This window comes from Mesorhizobium sp. L2C084A000 (assembly GCF_000502875.1).
GTDB lineage: Bacteria > Pseudomonadota > Alphaproteobacteria > Rhizobiales > Rhizobiaceae > Mesorhizobium.
In genome coordinates this window covers 497,790-523,300 of record NZ_AYWX01000002.1, presented here as the reverse complement: position 1 = coordinate 523,300, position 25,511 = coordinate 497,790, and the positions used below count along the sequence as shown (strand labels likewise).

Below are 25,511 nucleotides of genomic sequence, written 5' to 3'. Positions count from 1 at the left end.
GAAAGTTCGGCAATTAGTCCGTTGGCATGGCGGCATCAGGTTGATATTCGACGCATCGAACGGTGGCGAGAAGCTCGTCCCGCCATGGCCTTTGGAATTCGATGATGCGGCTCAGCGACTGTCACAACTTTTCCGATTTCCGGCGGATGGCACAGCAGCGGCTGCCCGGGCCGATCTTCAACTACATCGACGGCGCGGCCGACGATGAGGTCACCTATCGCCGCAACACCGAAAGCTTCGAGACCTGCGACCTTGTTCCCAACGTGCTGCGCGGAGTGAGCGAGGTCGACATGTCGGTGACGGTCATGGGCCAGAAGCTGGCGATGCCGTTCTATTGCTCGCCGACCGCCTTGCAGCGCCTGTTCCACCATCAGGGTGAGCGCGCGGTCGCCAGGGCCGCCGCCAAATACGGCACCATGTTCGGCGTCTCCTCGCTTGGCACCGTCAGCCTCGAGGAGGCGCGCGGCATCAGCAGCAGCCCACAGGTCTACCAGTTCTATTTCCACCGGGACCGAGGTCTTAACCGGGCGATGATGCAGCGCGCAAAGGCGGTCGGCGTCGAGGTGATGATGCTGACCGTCGACAGCATCACCGGGGGAAACCGCGAGCGCGACAAACGCACCGGCTTTGCCATTCCCTTCAAGCTCAATCTCGCCGGAATGGCGCAGTTCGCGCTCAAGCCGGCCTGGGCGATCAATTATTTCACCCATGAGGGGTTCAAGCTGCCGCAGCTCGACGAGCATGTCGACATGGGTGGCGGCACGATGTCGATCAGCCGCTACTTCACCGAGATGCTAGACCCGTCGATGACGTGGGACGACGTGGCCGAGATGGTCAAGCTTTGGTCGGGTCCGTTCTGCCTCAAGGGCGTCATATCGGTGGAGGATGCAAGACGCGCCGTCGACATCGGCTGCAGCGGCATTGTGCTGTCGAACCATGGCGGGCGGCAGCTGGATGGCTCGCGGGCGGCGTTCGATCAGCTTGCCGAGATCGTCGACGCCGTTGGCGACAGGATCGACGTCATCATGGATGGCGGCGTGCAGCGCGGCACCCATGTGCTGAAGGCGCTGTCGCTCGGTGCCAAGGCCGTCGGCGTCGGACGCTACTATCTGTTCCCGCTCGCGGCGGCAGGCCAGCCCGGCGTCGAACGGGCGCTTGAGCAGATGCGGGTCGAGATCGAACGCGGCATGAAGCTGATGGGCTGCAGTTCGATCGAACAATTGTCGCGCAAGAACGTCCGTTTCAGGTAATCTCGACCCATGAAATCCTCCCTCGAAGACACATTGCTCGCCGCGATCCGCACCATTCCGGATTATCCCAAGCCCGGCATCCTGTTTCGCGACATCACCACGCTGCTCGGCAATGCGCGCGCCTTCCGCCGCGCCATCGACGAACTGGTGCATCCCTATGCCGGCCAGAAGATCGACAAGATCGCCGGCATCGAGGCACGTGGATTCATCCTTGGCGGCGCCGTCGCCCATCAGCTCTCGGCCGGTTTCGTGCCGATCCGCAAGAAGGGCAAGCTGCCCTACGAAACGGTGCGCGTCGCCTATAGCCTGGAATATGGGCTGGACGAGATGGAGATGCACAAGGACGGCGTTGCTCCGGGCGAGAAGGTGATCCTTGTCGACGATCTGATCGCCACCGGCGGAACGGCTGAAGCCGCGGTCAAACTTCTGCGCCAGATCGGCGCCGACATCCTCGCTGCCTGTTTTGTCATCGACCTGCCGGACCTCGGCGGCCGCGCCAAGCTCGAAGCCCTCGGTGTGCCGGTCAGAACGCTGATAGGGTTCGAAGGACATTGAGGAGTGCTCTCCCTTCTCCTACAAGAAGGGAGAGGGAAAGTGGCGTTACTCGGCCTTCACCAGAACGGCGCTTTCGAACTCGAGCACCTTGTCGCCGGTGGAATCGAAAGCTTCCGAACGCAGCGCCAGCAGCCGCCAGCCGGGGCGTGAGGCGATTGGGCGGTGCGACAGCGCGGTGCGCGTGAAGGTGATGGTTTGCCCGGCATAGACCGGCTTCAGCCATTTCAGGTTCTTGAAGCCGGGCGAGGGACCGAATTCCGGCACTGGACCGGGACCGCTCCACGCAGCGATCTCGGCGTCCATACGGTTTTCCAGATTGAGTTTCATCCAGGTCGCGGCCGTGTGCCAGCCGGACGCGCAGAGGCCGCCGAGCACACTTTTCTTCGCGGCCTCCTCGTCGATATGGAAGATTTGCGGGTCGTACTTACGGGCGAAGGCCTTGATCGCCTCGGGCTCGAATGAGTGCGAGCCGAGCGTGACGGTGGTGCCGATACGGAAGAACTCGTCCAGTGTCATGCTTGGCTCCCCGCGGCATCGCGCGTGAGGAACATGACGGAGTTCTCGAGCTCGAAGACGCTTTCGCCACGCTGGTTGAACAGTTCGCTGCGCATGGTGACGAAGCCGAGTTGCGGCTTCGATTTCGACAGGCGCTTGGCAATAACCATCAGGGTGCCGGTCAGTTGGTCGCCGGCCAGGACCGGCTTCTTCCATTTGACCTGATCGACTCCGGGCGCGCCCTGGCAGGTCGAGTCCAGCAGGAACGCATCGCACAGCATGCGCATGAACATTGCGCAGGTGTGCCAGCCCGACGCTGCCAGCCCGCCGAGGATGCTGGCCTTACCGGCTTCCTCGTCGAGATGCATCGGCTGCGGGTCGAATTCTCCGGCGAATTCGACGATCTCGGCGGCACTCACGAGCTTCGAGCCGAGGTCGATCGATGCGCCCTCGATGAAGTCCTCATAGGCCCATGTTTTTATCTCTGCAGTCATGGTCTGGAATCCGGCTTGTCGACCCACGATCCCCAGGATCGGGGTTTCCGGATGCAGGCCGGCGTTCGTTTGGTCAAGCGATTTCTACTGCGCCAGCCTGTGGCAGCCGATCGACAGGGCCACTCAGAGCCAGCCGCGGCGGCGGAAGTACCAGAAGGGCAGGATCGCCGACAGCACCATCATGGCGATGGCGAAGGGATAGCCAAGCTCCCATTTCAACTCGGGGATGACGTCGAAATTCATGCCGTAGATCGAGGCGACCAAAGTCGGCGGCAGGAAGATGACGGCGGCGACCGAGAAGATCTTGATGATGGCGTTCTGCTCGATCGAGATCATGCCGAGGGTGGCGTCGAGCAGGAAGGAGATCTTCTGCGACAGGAAGGTGGCGTGGTCGGCGAGCGACAGCACATCGCGCGACAGCGTCTTGATGCGCGCCTTGGTGTCCTTGCTCATCTTGGTGCGGGTCGAGGCATGGGCGAAGAAGCCTGCCAGCCGCTGCAGAGAGATCAGGCTGTCGCGGATCGAAGACGCGATGTCCTCCTTGCGGCCGATGGCTTTCAGCAACTCCTGGAAATCACGGTTGCGCTTGGAAACCTTGGTCGACCGCGCCTCGAATATATCGCGCGAGATCGCCTCGATGTCGCGGCCGGCGCGTTCCAGAATGTCGGCGAGACGGTCGACGATCGCCTCCAGCAAGCCGATCAGGATGGTGTCGCCGCTGGTGCAGCCGGTCGCCACCTTCTCGGCGCGCTGCGGAAAGGTCTTGAAGGCCTTCGGCTCGTGGTAGCGCACCGTGATCAGCCTTGTGCCGGCGAGCACGAAGGTGACCGGCGACATCAAGGGATCGTCGACCTCGGTCTGGGCGGGCAGGGTGGCGGTCATGAAGTAGGCGCCGTCCTCGACATAGAGGCGGCTCGAAATCTCGATCTCCTCCATCTCCTCGCGCGTCGGAATGGCAACGCCGAGCCAGCTCTCGATCGTCGCTTCCTCTTCCTTTGTCGGGTTGAACAGGTCCGCCCAGACGATGGTCTCGCTGTTTGCCAGGAGATCGTCGACGACGCGCAGGCGGTCATTGTCCACGACGAAGGCCTTGATCATCGCCTGATATCCCTTGCTGGGGTCAAAGGGTGCGTTCGGATTGACGCGTCGTGTTGGATTGCACGAGACGGACACTTTCGCCGAAAGCGCCGACCGCGTGCCCCAGCCGATTAGACCCGTGATGTGACAAGGTCAAGGCAGGCCATGCCGCCCGCAAAACAGGTCAACGGCAAGTGCTGTCAACGATGCAGAGAGATAGCGGACGGCACATTGCCGCCCGCCATCTTAGGATACGTCTACCGGGAGTTTGGCAGGATCTGGTGCAGCACGATGGCCCAGACGGCGCCGAAGGCGATCGATGAGCCGAGGATGTACTGCACGAGGTCGGGGAGCGTCTTGACGAAATCCGGCGGCGCCAGCGTGGCAAACAGCGCCATCAGGATCGGCAGACCGATGACCAGCATGTTGCGCTCGGTCAGGGGTGTACCGCGCACGACGCGGAAACCGTTCATGGCGATGACGACGCAGAGGACGCCGAAAACGCCGCCGATGACAGGCCCCGGTATCGAGGCGATGACCGCCGAAAGCTTGCCGATCAGCCCGAACAGCACCAGGAAGATGCCGGCGGCGGCAAAGGCGGCGCGGCTGGCAATGCCGGTGATGGCAATGATGCCGGCATTGGACGAATAGCCGGTCACCGGGGTGCTGCACAGCAGCGCGCTGACCAGGCAGCCGAGGCCTTCACCTGTCGCGCCCTTGTCGAGCTGCTCGTCCGACAGCGGCTTGTCGATGACGGCGCCGACGGCGAACCAGGTGCCGGTGGTTTCGGCGAGAACGACGATATAGACGATCAGCATCGTCAGTGTCGCCGACAGCGAGAACGTCACGTCGAGATTGAGGAAGGCGATTCGCGGCATGGAAAACCATGTCGCGTCCGCAACGCCCGCCATGTTCAACTGGCCCATGAAGGCGGCGGCCACGCTGCCTGCCACCAGGGCGATGATCACGGACAGCAGGCGCAGCCAGGCGCCCTTCGCGCCAAGTGCCATGCCGGTCAGCATGCAGCCGACGAGGAAGGCAGCGGCGATAAAAGCGAGGACGATGTTGCCGCCGACCGTGGCGGTGCCGTGGACCGCGAACACGCTCTCCTTGAGCGCCACCGGCATCAAGGCGACGCCGACGACGATGATGATCGCACCGCCGACGATGGGCGGTACGAAGCGGTTGACGAGGCGATGGAAGATTCTTGTCGGCGAACCGAGCAGGATGACCAGTATGGCGCCCGGAATGAGCGCTCCGACCACGGCGGAGAGACCGCCAACGCCGCCGCCTGCTCCGAAGGCGATGGCCAGCACCGCGCCGATCGGGACGAAGGACGGCCCCTGGACGACCGGCAGCCGCATCAAAAGCTGCGACTGGATCAGTGTGGCAATGCCTGCGGCCACGAATGCGGACTGGATAAAGGCGCCGGCATCGCCGACGCTGAAGGCGAGCACCGATGCGATGATAAACGGCACGATGTAGACGTCCATCGCCAGTACATGCTGGAGGCCGAGCAGCGCTGCCTTGCCCCATGGCAGCGGATCGTCCGGTTGGGCAATCAATGTGATCTCTGACGCAACGCGTTCCATGTACCGTTCCCCTTCTGACCCCTCTGGAAATTCCCGCTCGATCATGGGATCAGTCGGTGCCGAAGGACAGCGGCCACAACATTTGCCAACTGTTTTTTTGTAGGCCAAGCAGACCGTTAGCCAAACCGGAGCCGCAATGACGAGAGAACCCTTCACGCTGCTCGGCACCGCCTTCCACACGCCCCAACGCGGCAGGCTGGAGGTGCTGAAGGACCATCTGTTCAGCGTCGATGCACAGGGGCGCATCGCGGAAATGCTGGCGCCGGATCATCGCGAGTACGAGGTCAGGCAGAACGCTGCCCGCCTGGCGGGCACGCTTGTTGAGCTTGCCAATGGCCAATTCCTGCTGCCCGGTCTCATCGACCTGCATATCCATGCGCCGCAATGGCCGCAGATGGGCAAGGCGCTGGATGTGCCGCTCGAAGTCTGGCTGCAGAAATACACCTTTCCGCTCGAAGCCCGCTATGCGGATGTCGATTATGCCCGCGAGGTCTATGCCGATCTGGTCGATAACCTGCTGGCCAACGGAACCACCACGGCGCTCTATTTCGCCACGGTCCATGTTGACGCGAGCCTGGCGCTTGCCGAGACCTGTCTTGAGAAGGGTCAACGCGCGCTCGTCGGCAAGGTGGTGATGGACGATCCAGAGCAGTGTCCACCTTTCTACCGCGATGCCGATGCGGCAAGCGCGGTATCGGACACCAGACGGTTCATCGAGGCGGTCAAGTCGCTGGATCCGCGCGACAGGCCGCTCGTCCAGCCGGCGATCACACCGCGCTTCATCCCAAGCTGCACGGATGCGGCGCTGCAAGGACTCGGCGAGCTGGCAACCGAATTCGGCTGCCACGTGCAGACGCATTGCTCGGAGAGCGACTGGGCAAAGCAGTTCGTCGAGACGCGCTTCGGCCGCACCGATGCGGCAAGCCTTGATGGTTTCGGCCTGCTCACCCGGCATACGATCCTGGCGCATTCGAATTTCATCGATGAGCAGGATATGGACCTCATAGAGGAGAGGGGCGCGGCTGTTGCCCATTGCCCGCTGTCCAATTTCTATTTCGCCAATGCCGCATTTCCGCTGCGCGCAGCACTTGACCGGCACATGCACGTCGGGCTCGGAACCGACATTTCCGGAGGCTACAGCCCGTCACTGTTCGATGGCTGCCGACATGCATTGTCAGCGTCGAGGACGCTGCAAAGCGGTGTGCATGCCGGCCTGCCGCCGGAGCAACGCGGTGCGCCCGGCGAACCCATCACGCACCAGGAGGCGTTCTGGCTGGCGACCGCCGGCGGTGCGGAAGCACTTGATCTGCCGACGGGCAATTTTCGCGTCGGCTATGAGTTTGACGCGCTGCTGATCGACACCAGCGCCAGGGCATCGAACATCCACATCGGCATGGCCGACGATACGCTTGAGGAGATATTCCAGAAGATCGTGCTCAACGCAGCGCGGGCCAACATCGCCACGGTCTGGGTGAGTGGCCGGAGGGTAGTTGGGCAATAGCTGGTTTTCCCGGGCTAGCCGGAGAGGGCGCTGATCACGCCGCCACGGCGGCGTGACATCCGTCACATCAGGTGTTGAACTTGAACAACAGCACGTCGCCGTCCTGGACGACATATTCCTTGCCTTCGTCACGCGCCTTGCCGGCTTCCTTGGCCGCCACTTCGCCGCCCAGTGTGACGAAGTCGTTGTAGGAGATGGTCTGGGCGCGGATGAAGCCGCGCTCGAAATCGGTGTGGATGACACCGGCGGCCTGTGGCGCCTTGTCGCCCTTATGGATGGTCCAGGCGCGCGTCTCCTTCGGCCCGGCGGTGAAATAGGTGATGAGATGCAACAGGTCGTAGCCGGCGCGGATGACCTTGTTCAGGCCGGGTTCGTCGAGGCCCAGCGACGACAGGAATTCCATTTCTTCCTCGTCGGAGAGCTGGGCGACTTCCGCCTCGATCGCCGCCGAGATCACCACGGTGCCGGCGCCTTGGGCGGTGGCCATGTTTTCCACGGCACTGGTGTGCTCGTTGCCGGTGGCGGCGTCGGCCTCGGCGACATTGCAGACATAGAGCACGGGATGCGAGGTCAGAAGGTTCAAGCCCTGCAGGATGCGCAAATCTTCGGGCGAAATACCCTTGAGCAGAATGCGGGTCGGCTTGCCGGCCTGCAGCAGTTCGAGCGCTGCCTCCATCAGCGGCAGCACGGTCGTCGCTTCCTTGTCCTTGCTGCCGGCGCGCTTGCGGAATTGCACGATGCGGCGTTCGAGGCTGTCGAGGTCGGCGAGCATCAGCTCGGTCTCGACCGTCTCGGCATCGGCGACGGGGTCGATGCGGCCCTCGACATGGGTGATGTCGTCATCCTCGAAGCAGCGCAGCACATGCACGATGGCGTCGACCTCACGGATGTTGGCGAGAAACTGGTTGCCCAGCCCTTCGCCCTTCGAGGCACCGCGCACCAGACCGGCAATGTCGACGAAGGATATGCGGGTCGGGATGATCTCCTTCGACTTGGCGATCGCGGCGATCTTCTGCAGGCGCGGATCTGGCACCGCCACCTCGCCGGTGTTCGGTTCGATGGTGCAGAATGGATAGTTGGCGGCTTGCGCCGCAGCCGTTCTGGTCAACGCGTTGAAAAGCGTCGACTTGCCGACGTTGGGCAAGCCAACGATGCCGCATTTGAAACCCATTTTTGTTCGGTCCTATCGGGAAAATAGAAATTTGATCAGGGCTATGGGCGATAGGGGTGATCAACGTCAAGCCCTTCGGTCCCCTTGATGCTCAGTCCTTGCCGCCGAACAGCTTCTTCAGCATGGCGGCCATTGGACCGCTTTCCGGCAGCTTGACCACCGGCTGTTGAGGCCGTGCTTGGCGGACGTGACTTTGCTGCTTCTGCGCCGGCTGCTTCGGTGCCGGCTTTTCCGGTTGCGAGCCGGCCTTGCCCTGGACGGCGAGGCTGGTCTTGTTCATGAAGCCGGACTCGTCGCCCTTGGCGATCATGGCGGCGTTGTCGGCGATCGCGTCGAGCAGCGGGTCGAGCCATTCGCGGTCGGCCTTGTCGAAATCGCCGAGCACATGGTGCTGGACCATTTCCTTGACGCCGGGATGGCCGACGCCGATGCGTACGCGGCGATAGGCGTTGCCGACATGGCCGTCGATCGAGCGAATGCCGTTATGGCCGCCGGCACCGCCGCCAGTCTTTATGCGCAGCTTGCCTTCGGCAAGGTCGATCTCGTCATAGAAGACGGTGAGCGCGGAAAGCTCGAGCTTGTAGAAGCGCAGTGCTTCGCCGACCGACTGGCCGGACAGGTTCATGAAGGTCTGCGGCTTGATCAGGACGATTTTTTCGCCGCCGAGCGTGCCCTCGGAAATCAGGCCCTGGAATTTCTTCGACCAAGGCGAAAAGGAATGGCGGCGGGCGATTGCGTCCGCCGCCATGAAACCGACATTGTGGCGGTTGTCAGCGTATTTCGCGCCCGGATTGCCGAGACCTGCAAACAGCAGCATCGCCTGCTCCGGGCGTGAAAGAGTTACTTCTCTTCGGCGGCAGGAGCCGCTTCAGGTGCAGCCGCTTCAGCCGTCTCTTCCGTCTCCGGCTTCATCGCCGACGAACCGGCAATGGTCGCGATGGTGAAGTCGCGGTCGGAGATCACAGGCTTGACGCCAGCCGGCAGCTTGACCGCCGAGATGTGGATCGAGTCGCCGATGTTGGCGCCGGTGAGATCGACGGTGATGAATTCCGGGATCGCATTGGCCGGGCAGTGGAACTCGACTTCGTGACGCACGATGTTGAGCACGCCGCCGCGCTTGATGCCGGGCGACTTGTCTTCATTGATGAAGTGGACAGGCACGTCGACATTGACCTGGGTGTCCTTGCCGATGCGCAGGAAGTCCACATGGACAGGGAAATCCTTGACCGGGTCGAGCTGGAAGTCCTTCGGCAGGACCTGGATCTTCTTGCCGTCGACATCGATCGTGGCGATCGTGGTCAGAAACCCGCCGCCATGGATCTTGTAGTAGATGTCCTTGTAGGTGAGCGCGATAGCCAGGGGAGGCTGCTTGTCACCATAGATTACTGCAGGCACTTTACCGTTGCGGCGAACTGCACGGGCGGACCCCTTACCGACCTGTTCGCGTGCTTCGGCCTTGAGCTCGTAAGTGTCGTGGCTCATGGCATTTCCTTTCGGTTTGTTCTGGAGCGCTCACGGTGGGCAGAGTGCCTGGACCGTAAACGTCGAAAGCCGACATACCCATGCATGATCTGGTCCGAAAACCGGAATCCACTTTTCGGGATCATGCGGGAAGGCGGCCTTCCGCCGCGTTGCCTCCAAGGGTGTCTACGCGGGTGGCGGCTCTATAGCGGAAGGCGGCCGGAGGTGCAAGCCAAAGGCACGCCCGGCCTGGTGCAGTCCAGGCGGTCGCTATCCGCGCTTTTCGATGACGGCATAAAGCACGTTGCGGTTCTCGCCGAAGAACACCTGCGCCTCGACGGTGTTGCGGTCGACGCTGGCATTGACGATGTTCCACATATCGATCTCCGATCTCAGCAGCAACACCCAGTCCATGAATGTCTCCCGGTAGCCGGCGTCAGGCGTGCCCTCGGCGTAGTTCGCAAACAGGAAGGTGCCGTTCGGCTTCAACATCTGCAGGCAGGTCTTCGTGAGTTTCACGGCGACGTTGTGGGCGAGGTAGTCGTAAAGGCCGGAGGCATAGATGAAGTCGAATTTGCCGAGCTTGTGGCCTCGCGTGAGCACGGTTCGCACCGAGCCGTCGATGGCTTCGACCGCGGTGCCCTGGAAGTCGCGCGCGATAAGCCCAACGCTCTGGGGGTCCTGGTCGAGCGCAACCCAGCGCTTGAGCCGGCCCTCCGTCAGGGCGACCGAACGATTGGCTTCCCGCAAATGGCCGGCCGCGATCGCCAGGACCTCGGTTTCCGGTCCATTCTTGGCCGCGATCTGATCGACATATCGGGTCAAGAGATCGCGCCGCTCCCGTGCGGCGACGCATGACGGTACGTTCTGGGTATGGCTGTACAGGGCCTTGCCGATCTCCGAGGCGTTGGCCACGCTCTCTGCCACATGCGGATCGCAATAGATGTAATCAAGCAACTGCGCGTCGCCGGAATAGCCCCTGGGCTTGGTGAAGGACCAGTGCGTCAGCGGATCCTCGAGAAAATACTTCAGGATCGGATGGTTCTGCGCGACCGGTATCAACGCATGCCAGACGTCGGGATGAACCTTGGAATGCAGGCCATTCAGAAAGGACAGCAAGCGACCGACGATCTCGGCCGGGTTCTTGTCCTGTTCGACCTGCTGCTGTGTCGCGTGGAGAATGAGGGCCAGCTCAGCACGCGCGGTTTCGAACGCTTCGCCATGATGCTCGAGCTTTCCCCGAGGCAGCGTGCCGGCGAGCATCTCGGCAGTAATCAAGCTTTTGCCATCAAGAACGGTCTGCACGCCATCACTCCATAGTTAACAGTCGGTTAACTTATTGCGTAGAATGCTCCCTTTGCCAATGTCGGGCCGACGGCATTTTATCGTTATGATTAATTTCCCGCCAACCATGTTCCTCTTTAGACGGCTTTCGGCCCGAATTCCGGGTTCGAGTTAACGGAAACTTGTCTTGCGCGATTGCATTTGTTTGCCCGGCGTCGCAATCGCCGTCGCGTCCAAGGAGCCGGCCCGCGTGGGGGCAGAAGCTGGAAATGAGTTCGGGAAACAAAATCCCTTTCAAACGGGGTCTATTGTGATGAACGAACACCTGTCATCCGTATTGGTCGATGCGGTTGATGCGGAGCCGTACGAGCCGCGCTACGAACTGGGGGCCGACGAGCTTCGCACCCTTTACCGCACGGAAGCGCAGGCGACGCGAAGAGGGGAAGCCAGGCCAGGGCTTTGGATCGCGGTTGCGATCTATCTCTTGTTTTCGGCAACCGATCTGCTGCTGATCCCGGATGTGGCCGCCTATACGATCACGGCGCGCTTCACGGTCGGATTGAGCGCGCTTTTGATCCTGGAAGCGCAGCTTCGCCATGGCGTCGGGACGGAATGGCTCGACGTGACCTGCGCCGGGGCCATTATCTTTGGCTATGTTGGTTGGCTGTGTCCGGCGATTATGGGCGCGGACAAGGAAAGTGTCTCTTACTATATGGTCTTTGGGACCATATTCATGATGAGCGCCAATCTTTTCTTTACGTTCAATTTCAAGCTTTCTATCGTAACTTCCGCAGTAATTTTATGTATACTTTATATTGTAAACTACTTTGTTCCTTCAACCCTCACATACAAAATGGTATTTGGGGCCTTCTATGTTTCGTGTTTCACGTTCACCTCGTATGTGAACTGGAAACTAAATGAGGAACGCTACAACGTCTTTCTGAATGCCCTGGAAGCCAAGATCCAGCACAATGAGGCGACCGAACGCGGCAAGGCCCTGCTGAGATTGTCGCGGACCGATCCGCTTACAGGTCTGGAGAACCGGCGCGCGATCGACGAGAAGCTGCGGGACTACTGGAGCGATTGGCAAAAGGTCGGCACCAGCTTCGGGGCGATCCTCATCGACGTGGACTTCTTCAAGAAATTCAACGACTGCTACGGCCATCAGGAAGGCGACCGCTGCCTGATCCATGTCGCCAATGCCCTGAGCGAGATGATCAAACAGTATAATGGTTCCATAGGCCGCTACGGCGGCGAAGAGTTCATCGTCCTGGCGCGCATGGAGACAAAAGAGCAGATCCTGAACATCGCGGAAGCCATTTGCAGCACGGTGGAGAACCTGGCGCTTACCCACGAGCTCCGGCGCGACGGCGTCTCGATCGTAACGGTGAGCGTTGGCGCCGCATTCACCAGGACGCAGACCGGGGCCAAGCTGGAGAAGATCATCCACGAGGCCGATCGCGCTCTCTATCTGGCAAAAGCCGGCGGCCGAAATTGTGCCCGGCTGTTCGATCCAACCGATCCGCAAAGCAGCGACGAGAGTGAGAACATTGCGGCCTTGCTGAAGATCGCGATCGGCCAGAATCTCGTTTCACTCGTTTATCAGCCCATCCAGGATGTCAAATCGGACCGGGTCGAAGCGGTGGAGGCTCTGATGCGCCTCAAGATGCTGGACGGCACATCGGTTCCGCCCAGCCTGTTCATTCCCGTTGCGGAACGAACCGGTGCGATCCTGGAACTCGGGCGCTGGGCGATAAGGACAGTGTGCGCCGAGCTCCTGGCGGACGACCACGTCCGTGTCGTCAGTGTCAACGTCTCCCCGATCCAGCTCAAGACACCGGGCTTCGCAACGTCTGTTGCGACTATTCTGGGCGAGACCCGCGTCGCCGGCAGCAGGCTGGCCTTCGAGATCACCGAAGGGCTGGAGATGGAGATGCATTCGGACATCCTGCGCTGCATCAGCGACCTGAAGCTGCTCGGGATCAAGATATGGCTCGATGATTTCGGGACGGGCTTCGCGGGCCTTTCGTGGCTTCGCCTGATCGATTTCGATACGGTGAAGATCGACCGCTCGTTTCTTCACGACTGCAGCTCCCCGAGCGGCAAGGCAATGCTACAGGACATTATCACCCTGGTCCGAAATCGCGGCCACAAGATCCTGGTCGAAGGGGTGGAAACCGACGAGCAGATGGTCTTGATGCGCGAATTCGGCATAGACAAGATCCAGGGCTTCCATGTCGGCCGCCCCGCTCCCGCCGTCAGTTTCCAGGCAAAGCGGGCCATGCGCAAACGGTCATTTGCCGTGCTTAAGTCCGCATGATGACGTGTGGGCGGTGGCATTTGGCTTAGAGCTTAGGCCGCTATTTGGCCGCGACGGGCCAAAAGCCGAAGTCTAGCTGACTTCACCTGAGCGCCGCGCCGGCTTCCAGTTTCTGGCCTGCTTCATATCGGCAGGAACACCGTCAGCGGGCTGAGCCGCGGCGGATGTCGAGACGCGGCCCGGCACCAAAGACGACCACGTGGAGAAGGCCGGCGCCAGATCAGCCCGACCATCGCCGTCAGGATCATCGCACCATCCGCTTGGCGGACCGGGTCAAGATCGCCACCGGCGGCAAGGTGATTGCGTCTACTTTTTCCTGATGGGGATCTCGCGCAAAACACCTTGCTTCCGCGAAACGGCTCGATCGAGGAATGCTATTCCCTAGATTAGTCTATTAAAACCATTTACTTTGATATTTGGCTCCCGGCCCTACCCTGCCAGCTCAACCACGATTGCTTGCAGGATTCCGGAACCGACAATGAGCAAGACCATCCGCTTCAATGCCTTCGAAATGAACTGCGTCGGTCACCAGTCGCCCGGCCTCTGGCGCCACCCGCGTGACCGGTCCTGGGACTACAAGGATCTGGAGTATTGGACAGATCTCGCCAGGCTTTTGGAGGCCGGGTTCTTCGACTCCGTCTTCATCGCCGATGTGATCGGCTATTATGATGTCTACAAGGGCAACCTCGACAATGCGTTGCTGCAAGGCGTGCAAATCCCGGTGAACGATCCGTTGCAGCTCGCCAACCCGATCGCCTTGGCCACCAAACATCTCGGCATCGGCATCACGGCTTCGACGAGCTTTGAGCATCCCTACACCTTCGCACGCCGCCTCTCGACGGCGGACCACCATACCAAGGGCCGTATCGGCTGGAACATCGTCACGTCCTATCTGGAGAGCGGGGCCAAGAACATCGGCCAGGGCGGGCTGCGCAGCCACGACAATCGTTATGACGTTGCAACCGAATATGTCGAAGTCCTCTACAAGCTGTTCGAGGGCAGTTGGGAAGAGGGAGCCGTGCTGCGCGACTAGGAGCGCGGGATATTTGCCGATCCGACAAAAATCCACGAGATCGGCCACAAGGGAAAATATTTCGATGTGCCGGGCTTTCACCTATGCGAACCTTCGCCACAGCGCACGCCCGTTCTCTTCCAGGCCGGCGCCTCGGGTGCCGGCAAGCAGTTCGCCGCCGGCCACGCCGAATGCGTGTTCATCTCGACGCCTCTGAAGGATGCCACCCGCGCCTATGTCGCGGAAATCCGCAAGCGCGCCGCCGAGCAGGGTCGCGATCCGAAAAAGGTGCTGATCTACGCGATGGCAACCATCATCGTCGATGAAACCGACGAAAAGGCACGGGCTAAATATCAGGATTACGCGAACCACGCCTCCTATGACGGCGCCCTGGTCCTGATGTCTGGCTGGACCGGCATCGATTTCGGACACTACAAACCGACGGATACGGTCAAGAAGGTCAAGACAAACGCGATCATCTCCGCCGTCGAGCATCTGGCCGGAGGCGACAAGGTCTGGTCCATCGAAGAGCTTGCAAAATGGGGCGGCATTGGCGGTCTCGGGCCGCTTTTCGTGGGATCGCCATCGACGATCGCCGATCTTCTGCAGGAGTGGGTCGAGGAAACCGACATCGACGGCTTCAACCTGGCTTATGCGCTGGCGCATGACAGCTTTGCCGACGTCATCGGATACGTCGTGCCGGAACTGCAGAAGCGCGGGGTCTACGCGACGCAGTATCGCGAGGGCACACTGCGCGAAAAGCTGTTCGGCGAAGGCCCCTATCTGCCGGCAAACCATCCGGCCCATCGCTTCCGCGACATCGAACGCGTCAAGCGCGACGAGGCCGCGGCGCAATCAACCTTGACCGAAGGGCATGCCCGCCAATCCGAACCGGCCTGACATCATCCCTGCACGGCGCCGGAGGGAAAGCGGCCCGCGCCGCCGGACCGTCGGACTTTGCCTCTGTCAGCCACCATGGAGCGCTGAATTCATGACAACGCCATCCGCACCCGCATTGGAAGTCAAGAACATCTCCCTCGCATTCAAAGGCGTGAAGGCGATCTCCGATCTAAGTTTCGAGGTGGCGCCTCAGGAAATCTGCGCCCTGATCGGCCCGAATGGGGCGGGAAAAAGCTCGCTGCTGAACATCCTGAACGGCGTCTATGTTCCCGATTCAGGCGAGATCATCTTCGAGGGCGAACATTTCCATCGGATGCAGCCGCTGGAGGCCGCGCGCCGCGGCATCGGCCGCGGGTTCCAGAACAACGCGCTGTTTTCGGGAATGAGTGTCGCCGACAATGTCATTGCCGGCCTGTCCAGGCATGCTCGCGCAACGCTCCTGGAAGAAGCACTGCTTTTGCCGCGCGCACGCGCCGAGGCGCGCCGTTTCCGCGAGCGCGCCCATGAAGTCCTGCGCCTCTTCGATCTGGAGCGGCATGCCGAGACCACCGTGGCCTTGCTGCCCTACGGCGTGCAGAAGAAGGTCGAACTAGCGCGCGCCATTGTCGCGGCTCCCCGCCTGCTGCTTCTCGATGAACCGCTGGCAGGCATGAACAGCGCCGAGAAACAGGAAATCGCGCAGATCATTGCCAGGCTGAACCGCGACCTGAAGCTGACGATCGTGCTGATCGAGCACGATATCGGCATCGTGCTGAAGCTCGCTCACCATGTCGTCGTGCTCGATTACGGGCGCAAGCTGGCCGATGGCGCGCCGGATACCATTCGCGACAATCCCGAGGTCATCGCCGCGTATCTGGGCCACGACAAGGTTGAGATCGCCGCATGAACATGTTTCTCGAAACCCTCATCGGCGGCCTGCTGGCGGGCACGATGTACTCGCTCGTCGCCATCGGCTTCGTGCTTATCTACAAGGCCTCCGGCGTCTTCAACTACGCGCAGGGGTCCATCCTGCTGTTTGCAGCCCTGACCTTCGTGTCGCTGACCGATCAGGGTGTGCCGGTGCTGGTGGCGCTGGCGATCACGGTGGTCGTGCTTGCGCTGATGGCAGTCGGGATCGAGAGGCTGATCCTGCGCCCGCTCGTCAACCGCAGCCCGATGACGCTGTTCATGGCGACGCTCGGGCTGGCCTACATCGTCGAAGGGACAGCCCAAGGGCTCATGGGGTCGCAGGTCAGGGCGCTCGATCTCGGCATCGAGGATCTGCCGATCTTCCTCGGCGACATCATGATCAGCCAGTTTGATCTCACCGCCGCCGCAGTCGCGCTCGTCCTGGTGGTGGCCCTGTCGCTGCTGTTCAACAAGACCCGCCTCGGAGTTGAGCTCAGGGGCGTGGCCGACGATACTCGCGCCGCTCTCTCCATCGGCATCGATGTCAACCGCATCTGGCAGATCGTCTGGACCATTGCGGGGCTCGTCGGGCTTGTGGCCGGTCTGCTCTGGGGCGCCCGCCAGGGCGTGCAGTTCTCATTGTCGCTGGTGGTGCTGAAGGCCCTGCCGGTGCTCATCATCGGCGGCTTCACCTCTATTGCCGGCGCCATCGTCGGCGGGCTCGTTGTCGGTGCAACGGAAAGCCTAGCCGAAACCTATATCGGCCCCTTCCTCGGCGGCGGCATCACGCCCTGGTTTGCCTATGCGCTGGCGCTCGCCTTCCTCTTCATCCGCCCCGCCGGTCTGTTTGGCGAACAGAAAATCGAAAGAGTCTGAATCATGTCCGATATTGAACTCCGGCTTACCGGCGGCATAGGCGAGGGCGCAAGCACCCGGACACTGGTCGGCATAGCCGCGGCTGCCCTGATTGTTGCCCTACCTTTCCTCGCCACGGAATACTGGATCAATGCTATCGCCGTGCCGTTCCTTATTCTGTCGCTGGCAGGTCTCGGCCTCAACCTTTTGACGGGTTATGCCGGCCAGATATCGCTCGGCGCCGGTGCGTTCATGATGGTGGGCGCCTATGCGGCATTTGCCTTCCAGCTGCGGCTGCCCGAACTGCCGCTGCCATTGGCACTGATAGCAGCCGGCATCGTCGCCGGCGCGGTCGGGTTCGCCTTCGGCTTTCCCTCGACCCGCATCAAGGGTTTCTATCTGATCGTCAGCACGCTTGCCGCGCAGTTCTTCTTCGAATGGCTGTTTCTCAAATTTCCGTGGTTCTACAACGGTGATCCGTCTGCCACGATCTCGCTTCCAGCGGGTCTGTCCGTCTTCGGCATCGATCTCAACAGCCCGCACGGACGCTATTACCTGACGCTCGCCAGCGTCGCCGTGCTGACCTGGCTTTCCTACAATCTCGTGCGCAGCCAGCCCGGTCGCAACTGGATGGCCCTCCGCGACATGGATACGGCAGCGGCCGTGATCGGCGTGCCGATCCTGCGCGCGAAACTCCAGGCCTTCGCCGTATCGAGCTTCATCTTGGGCATTGCGGGCGCACTCTGGGCATTTGCGTATCTCGGATCGGCCAGCGTGCAGAGCTTCGGCCTGACGCGATCCTACCAGATACTCTTCATCATCATCATTGGCGGCATGGGCACCATTCGCGGCGCTTATTTCGGAGCCGCCTTCGTCAGCCTGTTGCCGCTGGCGCTCGACTGGCTGTTCCAGCGGCTGCTCGGCGGCCATGTCGACGCCGGACTGCTTCAAAACATCCAGAAGGTGATCTTCGGGGTCCTCATCCTCTGGTTTCTCATCAAGGAACCGGAGGGACTAGCCCGCTTGCTGCAAAGACAGCGTGGAGATTTAGGCAATCGCCGCCTTGCGCGGCTCAAAATCAGGAGACAGACGTGAAGAAACTGATCATTGCCGCGCTTTTGGCGGGTGGCGCCTTCGTGGCGAGCCCCGCCACGCTCAACGCCGCGGATGTGTCGCAATATATCCCGCTGCCGACCTATCGTGTCGGTGCCTACGCCTCTTCGGGCGAACTCTGGTGGGCAGGCGAAAGGGACTATTTCCGCTATATCAATGAGGTCGAGGGCGGCATCGACGGGATAAAACTCAACTACGAAGAGTTCGAGACCGAGTGGAGCCCGGACCGGACTGTCGAGGTCTACGAGCGGGTCAAGGGCGGCAAGGATGGTTCGCCGATCGCTTTCTTCTTCACGCACGGTACGCCCGCGACCTATGCGCTGCTCGAGAAGGCTGCCGCCGACAAGATCCCGCTGATCGATCCGGCCGGTGGGCGCACCGAATCCATCGACGGCAGGGTGTTCCCGTATGCCTTCCCGCTGCTGTTCAGCTATTACAGCCAGGCCTCGACCGGCATCAACTATATCGCGTCCAAGGTCGGTGGGTTCGATAAGCTCAAGGGCTTGAAGATAGCAACCGTCTATCACGACAGCGCCTATGGGCGTGCCACCCAGCCCGCTGTCGACCTGCTCGCCAAGAAATACGGCTTCGAGAACATCCAGATCCCCGTCGCCGATCCAGGCAATGAACAGTCGCCGCAATGGCGCCAGGTCCATGAGCTGAAGCCGGACTGGGTGTTCTTGCGCACCTGGGGTGTCTCCACCGTGGTGGGCATCAAGACGGCAGCCCGCTTCGGCTTTCCGGCCGATCATATCATCGGCGACGTCTGGGCCGGCTCCGAATCCGACGTCATCCCGGCCGGGAAGGCGGCGATCGGCTATTCCGCCCTTGCGCCTTATCCGGCGGGGGCCGATTTCGAGATCCATCAGCGGCTCAAGAAATTCATTCTCGACGCCGGCAAGTCCGACCTGCGCGATCAGAAGTATTTCGGCGCCGTCAATTACAATGTCGGTCTGGTCAATGCCGCGCTCGCCGTGGAGGCGCTCCGCACCGGCTACAAGAAGTTTGGCGCTCGTCCCCTGAATGGCGAGGAAGGCCGGTGGGCCTTCGAGCATCTGACCATCGACGAAAACCGTCTCAAGGAGATCGGCTTTGTCGGCCTGCTGCAGCCGATCCAGATCACGCCGCTTGACCATGAAGGCGGCGGCGCTGCCCGCATCCAGAGCTGGGATGGCAAGAAGTGGGTTCTCCAGACCGACTGGATCAAGGCCGACCACGGAGCGCTACGGCCGCTGATCGAGCAGCAAGCCGCCGCCCAAGGAACACGGCATCGCACCGCGTACGCCAGATACCGAAACCAATTGATATTCCACTTGATAGTCCCACCGGGGGAGGGGCGTCGTGCCCCTCCTTGCCTGAAACAGGAGTTCACCATGCACCAAAAGCTCGCCATGCACCAAAAGCTCTTGCGCGCTGCCCTGGCGGCTGCCACTTCGTTGCTGCTGCTTGCCAGTGCAGCCAAGGCCGTTGAAACCCAGCCGGGTCCCGACAGCGACAAACAGTTTTTCCCGATCGCCAGCTATCGCGTCGGCCCCTATGCGGCGTCGGGCGCTTCCATCTGGGCCGGGCAGATCGATTATTACCGCTATATCAACGAAGTCGAAGGCGGCATAAACGGCGTCAAGATTGCCTGGCAGGAATGCGAGACGGAATGGACGGCCGAAAAGGGCATCGAATGCTATGAGCGCTTCAAGCACGGGCTGAACGGCGCTCCGGTCGCCGCCTATTTCCCGAACGGCGCGCCTGCCGCCTATGCACTTTCCGACCGCGCGGCCGCGGACAAGATACCGCTGGTAACACTTGCCTACGGTCGCACCGAGGCCACCGACGGGCGTGTGTTCCCCTATATCTTTCCGGTCATGGTGACCTTCTACAGCGAGGCGTCGGCGGTCGTGAACTATGTTGCCGAGCGCGAAGGCGGCTTCGACAAGCTCAAGGGAAAGAAGATCGCCACCGTCTACCATGACAGCGCCTATGGCCGCGAGACGCTTGATCCGCTCGCCCTTCTGGCAAAGAAATACGGTTTCGAGAATATCCAGATTCCCGTTGCCGATCCGGGCAGCGAACAATCCTCGCAGTGGCGGCAGGTCCGCGAAGCAAAGCCGGACTGGGTGTTCCTGAGAACCTGGGGTGTTTCGACGCCGGTAGCCATCAAGACCGCGGTGCGTTTCGGCTTTCCCGCCGACCACATCATCGGCGATGTCTGGGCTTCGTCCGAGGAAGACGTGATCCCGGCCGGCGAAGCGGCGAAGGGATATCTGGCGCTGACGCCTTATCCGGCCGGCGCCGACTTCAAGATCCACGAGCGTTTGAAGAAGGACATCATCGACGCCGGCAAGTCCGACCTGCGCGATACCAAGGCTTTCGGCAGCGTCTATTACAATTCAGGTCTCGTCGGCGCCCTGCTCTCTGCGGAGATCGTTCGGCAGGCCCAGGCCAAGTTCGGCAACCGCCCGATCACCGGAGAAGAAGGCCAGTGGGCGCTGGAGCACCTGAAGCTTGATGACGCAGCCCTTGAAAGGGCAGGTTTCCGAGGCCTGGTGCAGAACCTCCAACTGACGCCCGCGGACCATGAGGGCGGCGGCGCGGTGCGAGTGCAGCAATGGAACGGGTCCAAATGGTCTCTCGTCAGCGACTGGGTGCAGGCCGATCGCACAACGCTGCGTCCGTTGATCGACGCGAAATCCGAGGCCTATGCCAAGGAGCATGGAATTACGCCCCGCGATATCGGCAGCAACTGACAGGACGCGGCGGCCGCTTTGACGGTTTCCCACGATAAGGAGAAACGCCATGACCACGACATCGAAGCCGTCGCCCCGGCGGCTGATCAGGACACCCTTCTCGAAGTGTCGGGCATCGAAGTCGTCTATGGGGGCGCCATTCTGGCCGTCGCCGATGTGTCGCTGACGATCGGCAACGGCGAAATCGTTGCTTTGCTTGGAGCCAACGGTGCCGGCAAGAGTACTGTGCTCAAGGCGATTTCGGGCCTGGCCAGCGCCGATCGGGCCAAGGTGCGCCGGGGGCATATTCGCCTCGACGGTGAGGATATTCTCGGGCTTGCGGCCAACAGACTGGCAACGCGGGGCATCGTCCACGTCATGGAAGGGCGCCATGTCTTCTCGCATCTGACGGTCGAGGAGAACCTCTTGACCGGCGCATTTCTGCACCGGCCAAGCCGCAAGGAGCTGCAGCGTCAGCTCGATGACGTCTACGGCTGGTTTCCACGCCTGCGCGACAAGCGGCGCACGCATGCCGGGCTTGCGTCCGGCGGCGAACAGCAGATGCTGGCCATCGGCCGGGCGTTGTTGACGCAACCAAGGCTCGTCCTGCTCGACGAGCCCTCCATGGGGCTCGCACCGCGCATCGTTCAGGAAATCTTCGCGATCATCGCGCGCCTTAACCGGGAGAAAGGGACGGCCTTTCTGCTGGCGGAGCAGAATGCGGCTCTCTCGCTTGCCTACGCACAGCGCGGCTATGTTCTTGACACCGGCCGCGTGGCGCTCGAAGGGCCGGCGGCCGACCTTGCAGCGCGTGACGATCTCCACCGCATCTATCTGGGCGACGCGCCCTGACGCAGTCGTCGCGTTCGATCCGCGAATGTCTTCGAGGATGCATCTCGCGGGCAGAGGCCGGCGGGTGAGGTCCGACCGTCGAGAAGGCCGGGCCGGCTACCGGTCGCCGATCAACGCGGCGCGTAGCGCCTGGATCTGCCGGTTCAAGGCATCGAGCTGCGCCAGCGTCATGCCCGAGCGCTCGATCAAGGCTTCATTCAGGCAGTTGCATTGCACCAGCAGCCCGCGCCCGGCTGATGTCAGGTCGACCTGCACCTGGCGTTCGTCGGTCTGGCTGCGCTGGCGGGTCACCAGCCCGGCCTGCTCCATTCGCTTTACCAGCGGCGTGACGGTGCTCGATTCCAGAGCGAGCCTGTGGGCGATCGTGCCGACCGACATGCCGTCAGCCTCTCCAAGCGCGTTCAGTACCAGGTACTGCGGATAGGTGATGCCCATCTCGTCCAGCATAGGCTTGTAGCTGCGGTTGATGGCCATGCTGGTGGCATAGAGCGTGAAACAGAGCTGATTGTCCAACGGGAGAGGCACGGCGCATTCCTTTTGCCAATATGGGCGTCAATTCGATACCACGAAAAATAATATCGCGATATATATTTTTGTGGACAAGGGTTTTGAGTCGCGCTAGCTAAATCGTTATCGCGATATCGTTTATCGCGAAAATAACAGAAGGAGATTGAGATGACCTCGCAAACCAAGCCCAGTTCCGGCAGCGGTACGATCACCACCAAGGACGGAACGCAGATTTACTACAAGGACTGGGGGACCGGGCAGCCTGTCGTCTTTCATCACGGCTGGCCGTTGAGCAGCGACGATTGGGACGCTCAGATGCTGTTCTTCCTGTCACAGGGCTACCGTGTCATTGCACATGATCGTCGTGGCCACGGCCGCTCGACCCAGACCGATATCGGCAACGAGATGGATACCTATGCCGCCGACGTCGCGGAACTCACCGCTCATCTGGACCTCAAGAACGCCATCCATGTCGGCCATTCGACCGGCGGCGGCGAAGTGGCGCGCTATGTCGCCAAATACGGCGCCGAAGGCCGTGTCGCCAAGGCGGTGCTGATCGGCGCGGTGCCGCCGATCATGCTCAAGACCGCTGCCAATCCCGGCGGCCTGCCGATCGAGGTCTTCGACGGCTTCCGCTCCGCCCAGGCAGCCAATCGCGCCCAGTTCTTCCGCGATGTTCCCGCCGGTCCATTCTATGGGTTCAACCGCCCGGGCGCGGACATCTCGCAGGGCGTCATCGACAATTGGTGGCGCCAGGGCATGATGGGCGGCACCAAGGCGCATTATGATTGTATCAAGGCTTTCTCGGAAACCGACTTCACGGAGGATCTGAAGGCAATCGACGTGCCGGTCCTGGTCATGCACGGAGACGACGACCAGATCGTTCCGATCGCCGACTCGGCGCTGCTGACGATCAAGCTGCTCAAGAAGGGCGAGCTTAAGGTCTACGAGGGTTTTCCGCACGGCATGGCCACAACCCATGCCGATGTCATCAACGCCGACCTGCTGGCCTTCTTCAAGGCATAGGGCTTTCCGAATAGCCTACAAAAATGCACCCGCCATCAGGCGGGTGCATTTTTTGTGAGGTTCAGATTAGCGTGATCTAGGCAACTAACTGCGCTTTGCGTGCTTCCTTCATGTTCGGCAGGAACACGGTGAGCAATCCAAGAAACGGCAAATACGAGCAGATCTGGAAGACGAAATCGATGCCCTTCATGTCGGCGACGATGCCGAGCACGGCCGCCGCGATGCCGCCCATGCCGAAGGCGAAGCCGAAGAAGATGCCGGCGATCATGCCGACGCGGCCCGGCACGAGCTCCTGCGCAAAGACGACGATGTTCGAGAAGGCCGAGGACAGGATCAGGCCGATCAGCACCGTCAGCACCATCGTCCATTCCAGATTGGCGTAGGGCAGGGCGAGCGTGAAAGGCAGCACGCCGACGATGGAGAACCAGATCATCGCCTTCTGTCCGTAGCGGTCGCCGAACGGGCCGCCGAGCAGGATGCCCAGCGCCGAGGCACCGAGGAACAGGAACAGCATGACCTGCGACATCTGCACCGAAACGCCGAACTTATGCATGGAATAGAAGGTGTAGTAGCTGGCGAGGCTGGCGATGTAGGCATTCTTGCTCAGCACCAGCAATGTCAGCACGATCAATGCATTCGTCACCTTGCGGCGCGGGAAAGGCGAAACGAAGCTCGCCGCCTTGCGGGTGCCCTGCGCGGCACGCAGCCGGCTGTACCAGCCGCCGACCTGCCACAAAACGATGATGCCGATCAGCGAGCCGACGGCGAACCAGGAAATGCTGGTCTGGCCGAACGGCACGACGATGAAGGCCGCCAGCAGCGGCCCCATGGACTGGCCGAAATTGCCGCCAACCTGGAACAGTGACTGCGCCAGGCCGAAGCGGCCGCCGGAGGCGAAGCGGGCGATGCGCGAGGATTCCGGATGGAAGATCGCCGAGCCGATGCCGATCAGCGAGGCGCCGATCAGCAGCAGCGAATAATGCCCGGCATAGGCGAGCACAATCAGGCCGATCAGCGATGACGCCATGCCGTAGGGCAGCGAGTAGGGCATCGGCCGCTTGTCGGTGATCATGCCGATCACAGGCTGCAGCAGCGACGCGGTCACCTGGAAGGTGAAGGTCAACAAGCCGATCTGCCAGAAATCGAGGCCATAATTCTCTTTCAGGAGCGGGTAAATGGCCGACAGCAGCGACTGCATGATATCGTTGATGCAATGGCAGAAGCTCACCGCCAGGATGACGGTGAAGGCCGTCGCCTGGGCTGAAGCGTGACTGGTGGTCGCCGGTGGGGCGACGCTGGCGGCTATCGTATCGGTCAAGGTAGGCTCCGTGGTCTTTTTGGCGGGCAGGCCCGCAGGCAGTTGACGGACGCACCTGCGGCCGCCTTGTCGGACGCTCCTGTGGAGCGCTTGGGACGGTGCCTTATAAGCTGCTTGCGGGATGACTTCTTTCGTGGTTTGGTCCAATAGTTTCGCAAGTGGGCCATATCGGATGCCGCACGGCAAAGAAGTCTTTCACGCTGGCAACGCCAATCTCGGCCAGTTGCACGAGAGCCGCTGGCAGTGGCTTGAGCAAGTGGCCGGGCCGGCGGTGGCATTGCCGACCGAATATCCCGATGGCTACCGTGTGCCGCAGCACCGCCACAGCCGCAGCCAGCTCTTGCATGCGCTTGTCGGCGTGGTGTTGGTGACGACGCGCTACGGGCGCTGGATGGTGCCGCCGGACCACGCGATGTGGATTCCAGCCGGCACTGAGCATTCCGTCGAGATGCTGGGCGATGTCTCGATGCGTTCGGTCTATGTCATGCCACAGGCGATCCCCGGGCTGCCCGAAGGCTTGCGCGTCGTCGGCGTCACCGACCTGATGCACAGCCTGATCGTGGAATCGGAAAAGCTGCCGCAAGGCGGCGTTCTGGAAGGACGCGGTGGGCTGATCATGAACCTTTTGCTGCACGAAATCCCGACCTTGCCGGAACGGCCTCTCGGGCTGCCATTCCCGTCCGATCCGAGGCTGTCGGCGCTGTGCCGGCGCTTCGTCGCCGCACCGTCGCCGCACGCGACGATCGATGAATGGGCGGATGCCGCCGGCATGAGCCGGCGTTCGTTCACGCGCGCCTTCCAGCGCCAGACCGGCCTGTCGCTGTCGACATGGCGCCAGCAGGCCTGCCTGTTCGCGGCGCTGCCCAGGCTGGCGGACGGCGAGCCGATCACCAGGGTGGCGCTCGATCTCGGTTATGACAGCGTGCCGGCCTTCATCACCATGTTCAAGCGCATGCTGGGGACCTCGCCGCGCGGCTATATGCGCGGCGCACGAGAGAGCGTCGAGGTCGCTCGTCGCCTGATCGGGCCGGTTCGGTTGGAAAGCTCTGCGCCGTAACGGCAGGTGCTGTTCTAGAAGCATCTCACCGTTTCACGGAAACGGCGATCTGCTCTAACTCTT

Annotated in this window: 21 protein-coding genes and 2 pseudogenes; 13 read left to right on the top strand and 10 right to left on the bottom strand. The window is 61.6% G+C overall.

What is annotated here, in order from left to right:
- Window positions 1-104: 104 nt before the first annotated feature.
- Together X735_RS158740 and X735_RS158745 are read left to right on the top strand one after the other, a co-directional pair.
- Window positions 105-1,250, top strand: coding sequence for an alpha-hydroxy acid oxidase (locus X735_RS158740; protein WP_023809835.1), 1,146 nt, complete (start codon window positions 105-107; stop codon window positions 1,248-1,250).
- Between the two features lie 9 nt (window positions 1,251-1,259).
- The gene (locus tag X735_RS158745; RefSeq protein ID WP_013529989.1) at window positions 1,260-1,805 is read left to right on the top strand and encodes an adenine phosphoribosyltransferase; all 546 of its coding nucleotides are present in this window, start codon (window positions 1,260-1,262) and stop codon (window positions 1,803-1,805) included.
- Window positions 1,806-1,850: 45 nt separating this feature from the next.
- Here X735_RS158745 and X735_RS158750 read toward each other — a convergent pair whose 3' ends face one another.
- The 4 genes from X735_RS158750 to X735_RS158765 form a co-directional block, all read right to left on the bottom strand.
- Complete coding sequence (locus tag X735_RS158750) at window positions 1,851-2,321, bottom strand: MaoC family dehydratase (protein WP_023809834.1); 471 nt, start codon at window positions 2,319-2,321, stop codon at window positions 1,851-1,853.
- Complete coding sequence (locus X735_RS158755; RefSeq protein ID WP_023809833.1) at window positions 2,318-2,794, bottom strand: MaoC family dehydratase; 477 nt, start codon at window positions 2,792-2,794, stop codon at window positions 2,318-2,320. Before X735_RS158755 ends, X735_RS158750 begins: the two co-directional genes overlap by 4 nt.
- A gap of 123 nt (window positions 2,795-2,917) precedes the next feature.
- Window positions 2,918-3,892 (bottom strand): magnesium/cobalt transporter CorA, encoded by a 975-nt coding sequence (gene corA / locus X735_RS158760; protein WP_023809832.1) that lies wholly within the window; start codon window positions 3,890-3,892, stop codon window positions 2,918-2,920.
- 236 nt (window positions 3,893-4,128) lie between these two features.
- Entirely contained in the window at window positions 4,129-5,463 is a 1,335-nt protein-coding gene (locus tag X735_RS158765; protein WP_023809831.1) for a solute carrier family 23 protein, read from the bottom strand.
- Window positions 5,464-5,599: 136 nt separating this feature from the next.
- Here X735_RS158765 and guaD point away from each other — a divergent pair, with 136 nt between their 5' ends.
- Window positions 5,600-6,964, top strand: coding sequence for a guanine deaminase (gene guaD, locus X735_RS158770; protein ID WP_023809830.1), 1,365 nt, complete (start codon window positions 5,600-5,602; stop codon window positions 6,962-6,964).
- A gap of 67 nt (window positions 6,965-7,031) precedes the next feature.
- On the opposite strand, the gene ychF is transcribed toward guaD, so the two are convergent.
- From ychF to X735_RS158790, 4 genes are all read right to left on the bottom strand, one after another.
- Window positions 7,032-8,135 (bottom strand): redox-regulated ATPase YchF, encoded by a 1,104-nt coding sequence (gene ychF / locus X735_RS158775; protein WP_023809829.1) that lies wholly within the window; start codon window positions 8,133-8,135, stop codon window positions 7,032-7,034.
- A gap of 91 nt (window positions 8,136-8,226) precedes the next feature.
- Window positions 8,227-8,952, bottom strand: coding sequence for an aminoacyl-tRNA hydrolase (pth, locus tag X735_RS158780; protein ID WP_023809828.1), 726 nt, complete (start codon window positions 8,950-8,952; stop codon window positions 8,227-8,229).
- A 23-nt stretch (window positions 8,953-8,975) separates the two neighbouring features.
- On the bottom strand, window positions 8,976-9,617 hold the full coding sequence (locus tag X735_RS158785; RefSeq protein ID WP_023809827.1) for a 50S ribosomal protein L25/general stress protein Ctc: 642 nt from the start codon (window positions 9,615-9,617) through the stop codon (window positions 8,976-8,978).
- Between the two features lie 249 nt (window positions 9,618-9,866).
- Complete coding sequence (locus X735_RS158790) at window positions 9,867-10,901, bottom strand: class I SAM-dependent methyltransferase (protein ID WP_023809826.1); 1,035 nt, start codon at window positions 10,899-10,901, stop codon at window positions 9,867-9,869.
- A gap of 292 nt (window positions 10,902-11,193) precedes the next feature.
- Here X735_RS158790 and X735_RS158795 point away from each other — a divergent pair, with 292 nt between their 5' ends.
- From X735_RS158795 to X735_RS158820, 8 genes and pseudogenes are all read left to right on the top strand, one after another.
- Complete coding sequence (locus X735_RS158795; RefSeq protein WP_023809825.1) at window positions 11,194-13,200, top strand: EAL domain-containing protein; 2,007 nt, start codon at window positions 11,194-11,196, stop codon at window positions 13,198-13,200.
- A gap of 478 nt (window positions 13,201-13,678) precedes the next feature.
- Window positions 13,679-15,112, top strand: a pseudogene (locus X735_RS01000000165640) (LLM class flavin-dependent oxidoreductase).
- A gap of 91 nt (window positions 15,113-15,203) precedes the next feature.
- Complete coding sequence (locus X735_RS158800) at window positions 15,204-15,998, top strand: ABC transporter ATP-binding protein (RefSeq protein WP_031212725.1); 795 nt, start codon at window positions 15,204-15,206, stop codon at window positions 15,996-15,998.
- The gene (locus X735_RS158805; RefSeq protein ID WP_023809823.1) at window positions 15,995-16,876 is read left to right on the top strand and encodes a branched-chain amino acid ABC transporter permease; all 882 of its coding nucleotides are present in this window, start codon (window positions 15,995-15,997) and stop codon (window positions 16,874-16,876) included. Before X735_RS158800 ends, X735_RS158805 begins: the two co-directional genes overlap by 4 nt.
- Before the next feature lie 3 nt (window positions 16,877-16,879).
- A complete protein-coding gene (locus X735_RS158810; RefSeq protein ID WP_023809822.1) occupies window positions 16,880-17,950 on the top strand; it encodes a branched-chain amino acid ABC transporter permease in 1,071 nt (356 codons plus the stop codon).
- Window positions 17,951-17,973: 23 nt separating this feature from the next.
- A pseudogene (locus X735_RS01000000165635) lies at window positions 17,974-19,273 on the top strand (ABC transporter substrate-binding protein).
- Between the two features lie 86 nt (window positions 19,274-19,359).
- Window positions 19,360-20,709 (top strand): ABC transporter substrate-binding protein, encoded by a 1,350-nt coding sequence (locus tag X735_RS158815; RefSeq protein ID WP_023809821.1) that lies wholly within the window; start codon window positions 19,360-19,362, stop codon window positions 20,707-20,709.
- Window positions 20,710-20,769: 60 nt separating this feature from the next.
- Window positions 20,770-21,540, top strand: a complete 771-nt coding sequence (locus X735_RS158820) for an ABC transporter ATP-binding protein (protein ID WP_023809820.1) — start codon at window positions 20,770-20,772, stop codon at window positions 21,538-21,540.
- 96 nt (window positions 21,541-21,636) lie between these two features.
- Here the strand turns inward: X735_RS158820 and X735_RS158825 are convergent, their stop codons facing one another.
- Complete coding sequence (locus tag X735_RS158825) at window positions 21,637-22,065, bottom strand: MarR family transcriptional regulator (protein WP_023809819.1); 429 nt, start codon at window positions 22,063-22,065, stop codon at window positions 21,637-21,639.
- Window positions 22,066-22,215: 150 nt separating this feature from the next.
- Between X735_RS158825 and X735_RS158830 the strand changes: the two genes are divergently transcribed.
- The gene (locus X735_RS158830; protein WP_023809818.1) at window positions 22,216-23,073 is read left to right on the top strand and encodes an alpha/beta hydrolase; all 858 of its coding nucleotides are present in this window, start codon (window positions 22,216-22,218) and stop codon (window positions 23,071-23,073) included.
- Window positions 23,074-23,149: 76 nt separating this feature from the next.
- On the opposite strand, the gene X735_RS158835 is transcribed toward X735_RS158830, so the two are convergent.
- Window positions 23,150-24,391, bottom strand: coding sequence for an MFS transporter (locus X735_RS158835; protein WP_023809817.1), 1,242 nt, complete (start codon window positions 24,389-24,391; stop codon window positions 23,150-23,152).
- A gap of 172 nt (window positions 24,392-24,563) precedes the next feature.
- Here X735_RS158835 and X735_RS158840 point away from each other — a divergent pair, with 172 nt between their 5' ends.
- Entirely contained in the window at window positions 24,564-25,448 is an 885-nt protein-coding gene (locus X735_RS158840) for a helix-turn-helix transcriptional regulator (protein ID WP_023809816.1), read from the top strand.
- Window positions 25,449-25,511 lie beyond the last annotated feature (63 nt).

Excerpts from the sequence above, each read along its gene's own strand:
- X735_RS158750 (WP_023809834.1), bottom strand. The coding sequence starts at position 2,321 with ATGACACTGGACGAGTTCTTCCGTATCGGCACCACCGTCACGCTCGGC.
- X735_RS158745 (WP_013529989.1), top strand. The coding sequence starts at position 1,260 with ATGAAATCCTCCCTCGAAGACACATTGCTCGCCGCGATCCGCACCATT.
- X735_RS158755 (WP_023809833.1), bottom strand. The coding sequence starts at position 2,794 with ATGACTGCAGAGATAAAAACATGGGCCTATGAGGACTTCATCGAGGGC.
- X735_RS158785 (WP_023809827.1), bottom strand. The coding sequence starts at position 9,617 with ATGAGCCACGACACTTACGAGCTCAAGGCCGAAGCACGCGAACAGGTC.
- X735_RS158810 (WP_023809822.1), top strand. The coding sequence starts at position 16,880 with ATGTCCGATATTGAACTCCGGCTTACCGGCGGCATAGGCGAGGGCGCA.
- X735_RS158805 (WP_023809823.1), top strand. The coding sequence starts at position 15,995 with ATGAACATGTTTCTCGAAACCCTCATCGGCGGCCTGCTGGCGGGCACG.
- X735_RS158800 (WP_031212725.1), top strand. The coding sequence starts at position 15,204 with ATGACAACGCCATCCGCACCCGCATTGGAAGTCAAGAACATCTCCCTC.
- pth (WP_023809828.1), bottom strand. The coding sequence starts at position 8,952 with ATGCTGCTGTTTGCAGGTCTCGGCAATCCGGGCGCGAAATACGCTGAC.
- corA (WP_023809832.1), bottom strand. The coding sequence starts at position 3,892 with ATGATCAAGGCCTTCGTCGTGGACAATGACCGCCTGCGCGTCGTCGAC.
- X735_RS158765 (WP_023809831.1), bottom strand. The coding sequence starts at position 5,463 with ATGGAACGCGTTGCGTCAGAGATCACATTGATTGCCCAACCGGACGAT.
- X735_RS158795 (WP_023809825.1), top strand. The coding sequence starts at position 11,194 with ATGAACGAACACCTGTCATCCGTATTGGTCGATGCGGTTGATGCGGAG.
- X735_RS158740 (WP_023809835.1), top strand. The coding sequence starts at position 105 with ATGCGGCTCAGCGACTGTCACAACTTTTCCGATTTCCGGCGGATGGCA.
- X735_RS158815 (WP_023809821.1), top strand. The coding sequence starts at position 19,360 with ATGCACCAAAAGCTCTTGCGCGCTGCCCTGGCGGCTGCCACTTCGTTG.
- X735_RS158840 (WP_023809816.1), top strand. The coding sequence starts at position 24,564 with ATGCCGCACGGCAAAGAAGTCTTTCACGCTGGCAACGCCAATCTCGGC.
- X735_RS158830 (WP_023809818.1), top strand. The coding sequence starts at position 22,216 with ATGACCTCGCAAACCAAGCCCAGTTCCGGCAGCGGTACGATCACCACC.
- guaD (WP_023809830.1), top strand. The coding sequence starts at position 5,600 with ATGACGAGAGAACCCTTCACGCTGCTCGGCACCGCCTTCCACACGCCC.
- ychF (WP_023809829.1), bottom strand. The coding sequence starts at position 8,135 with ATGGGTTTCAAATGCGGCATCGTTGGCTTGCCCAACGTCGGCAAGTCG.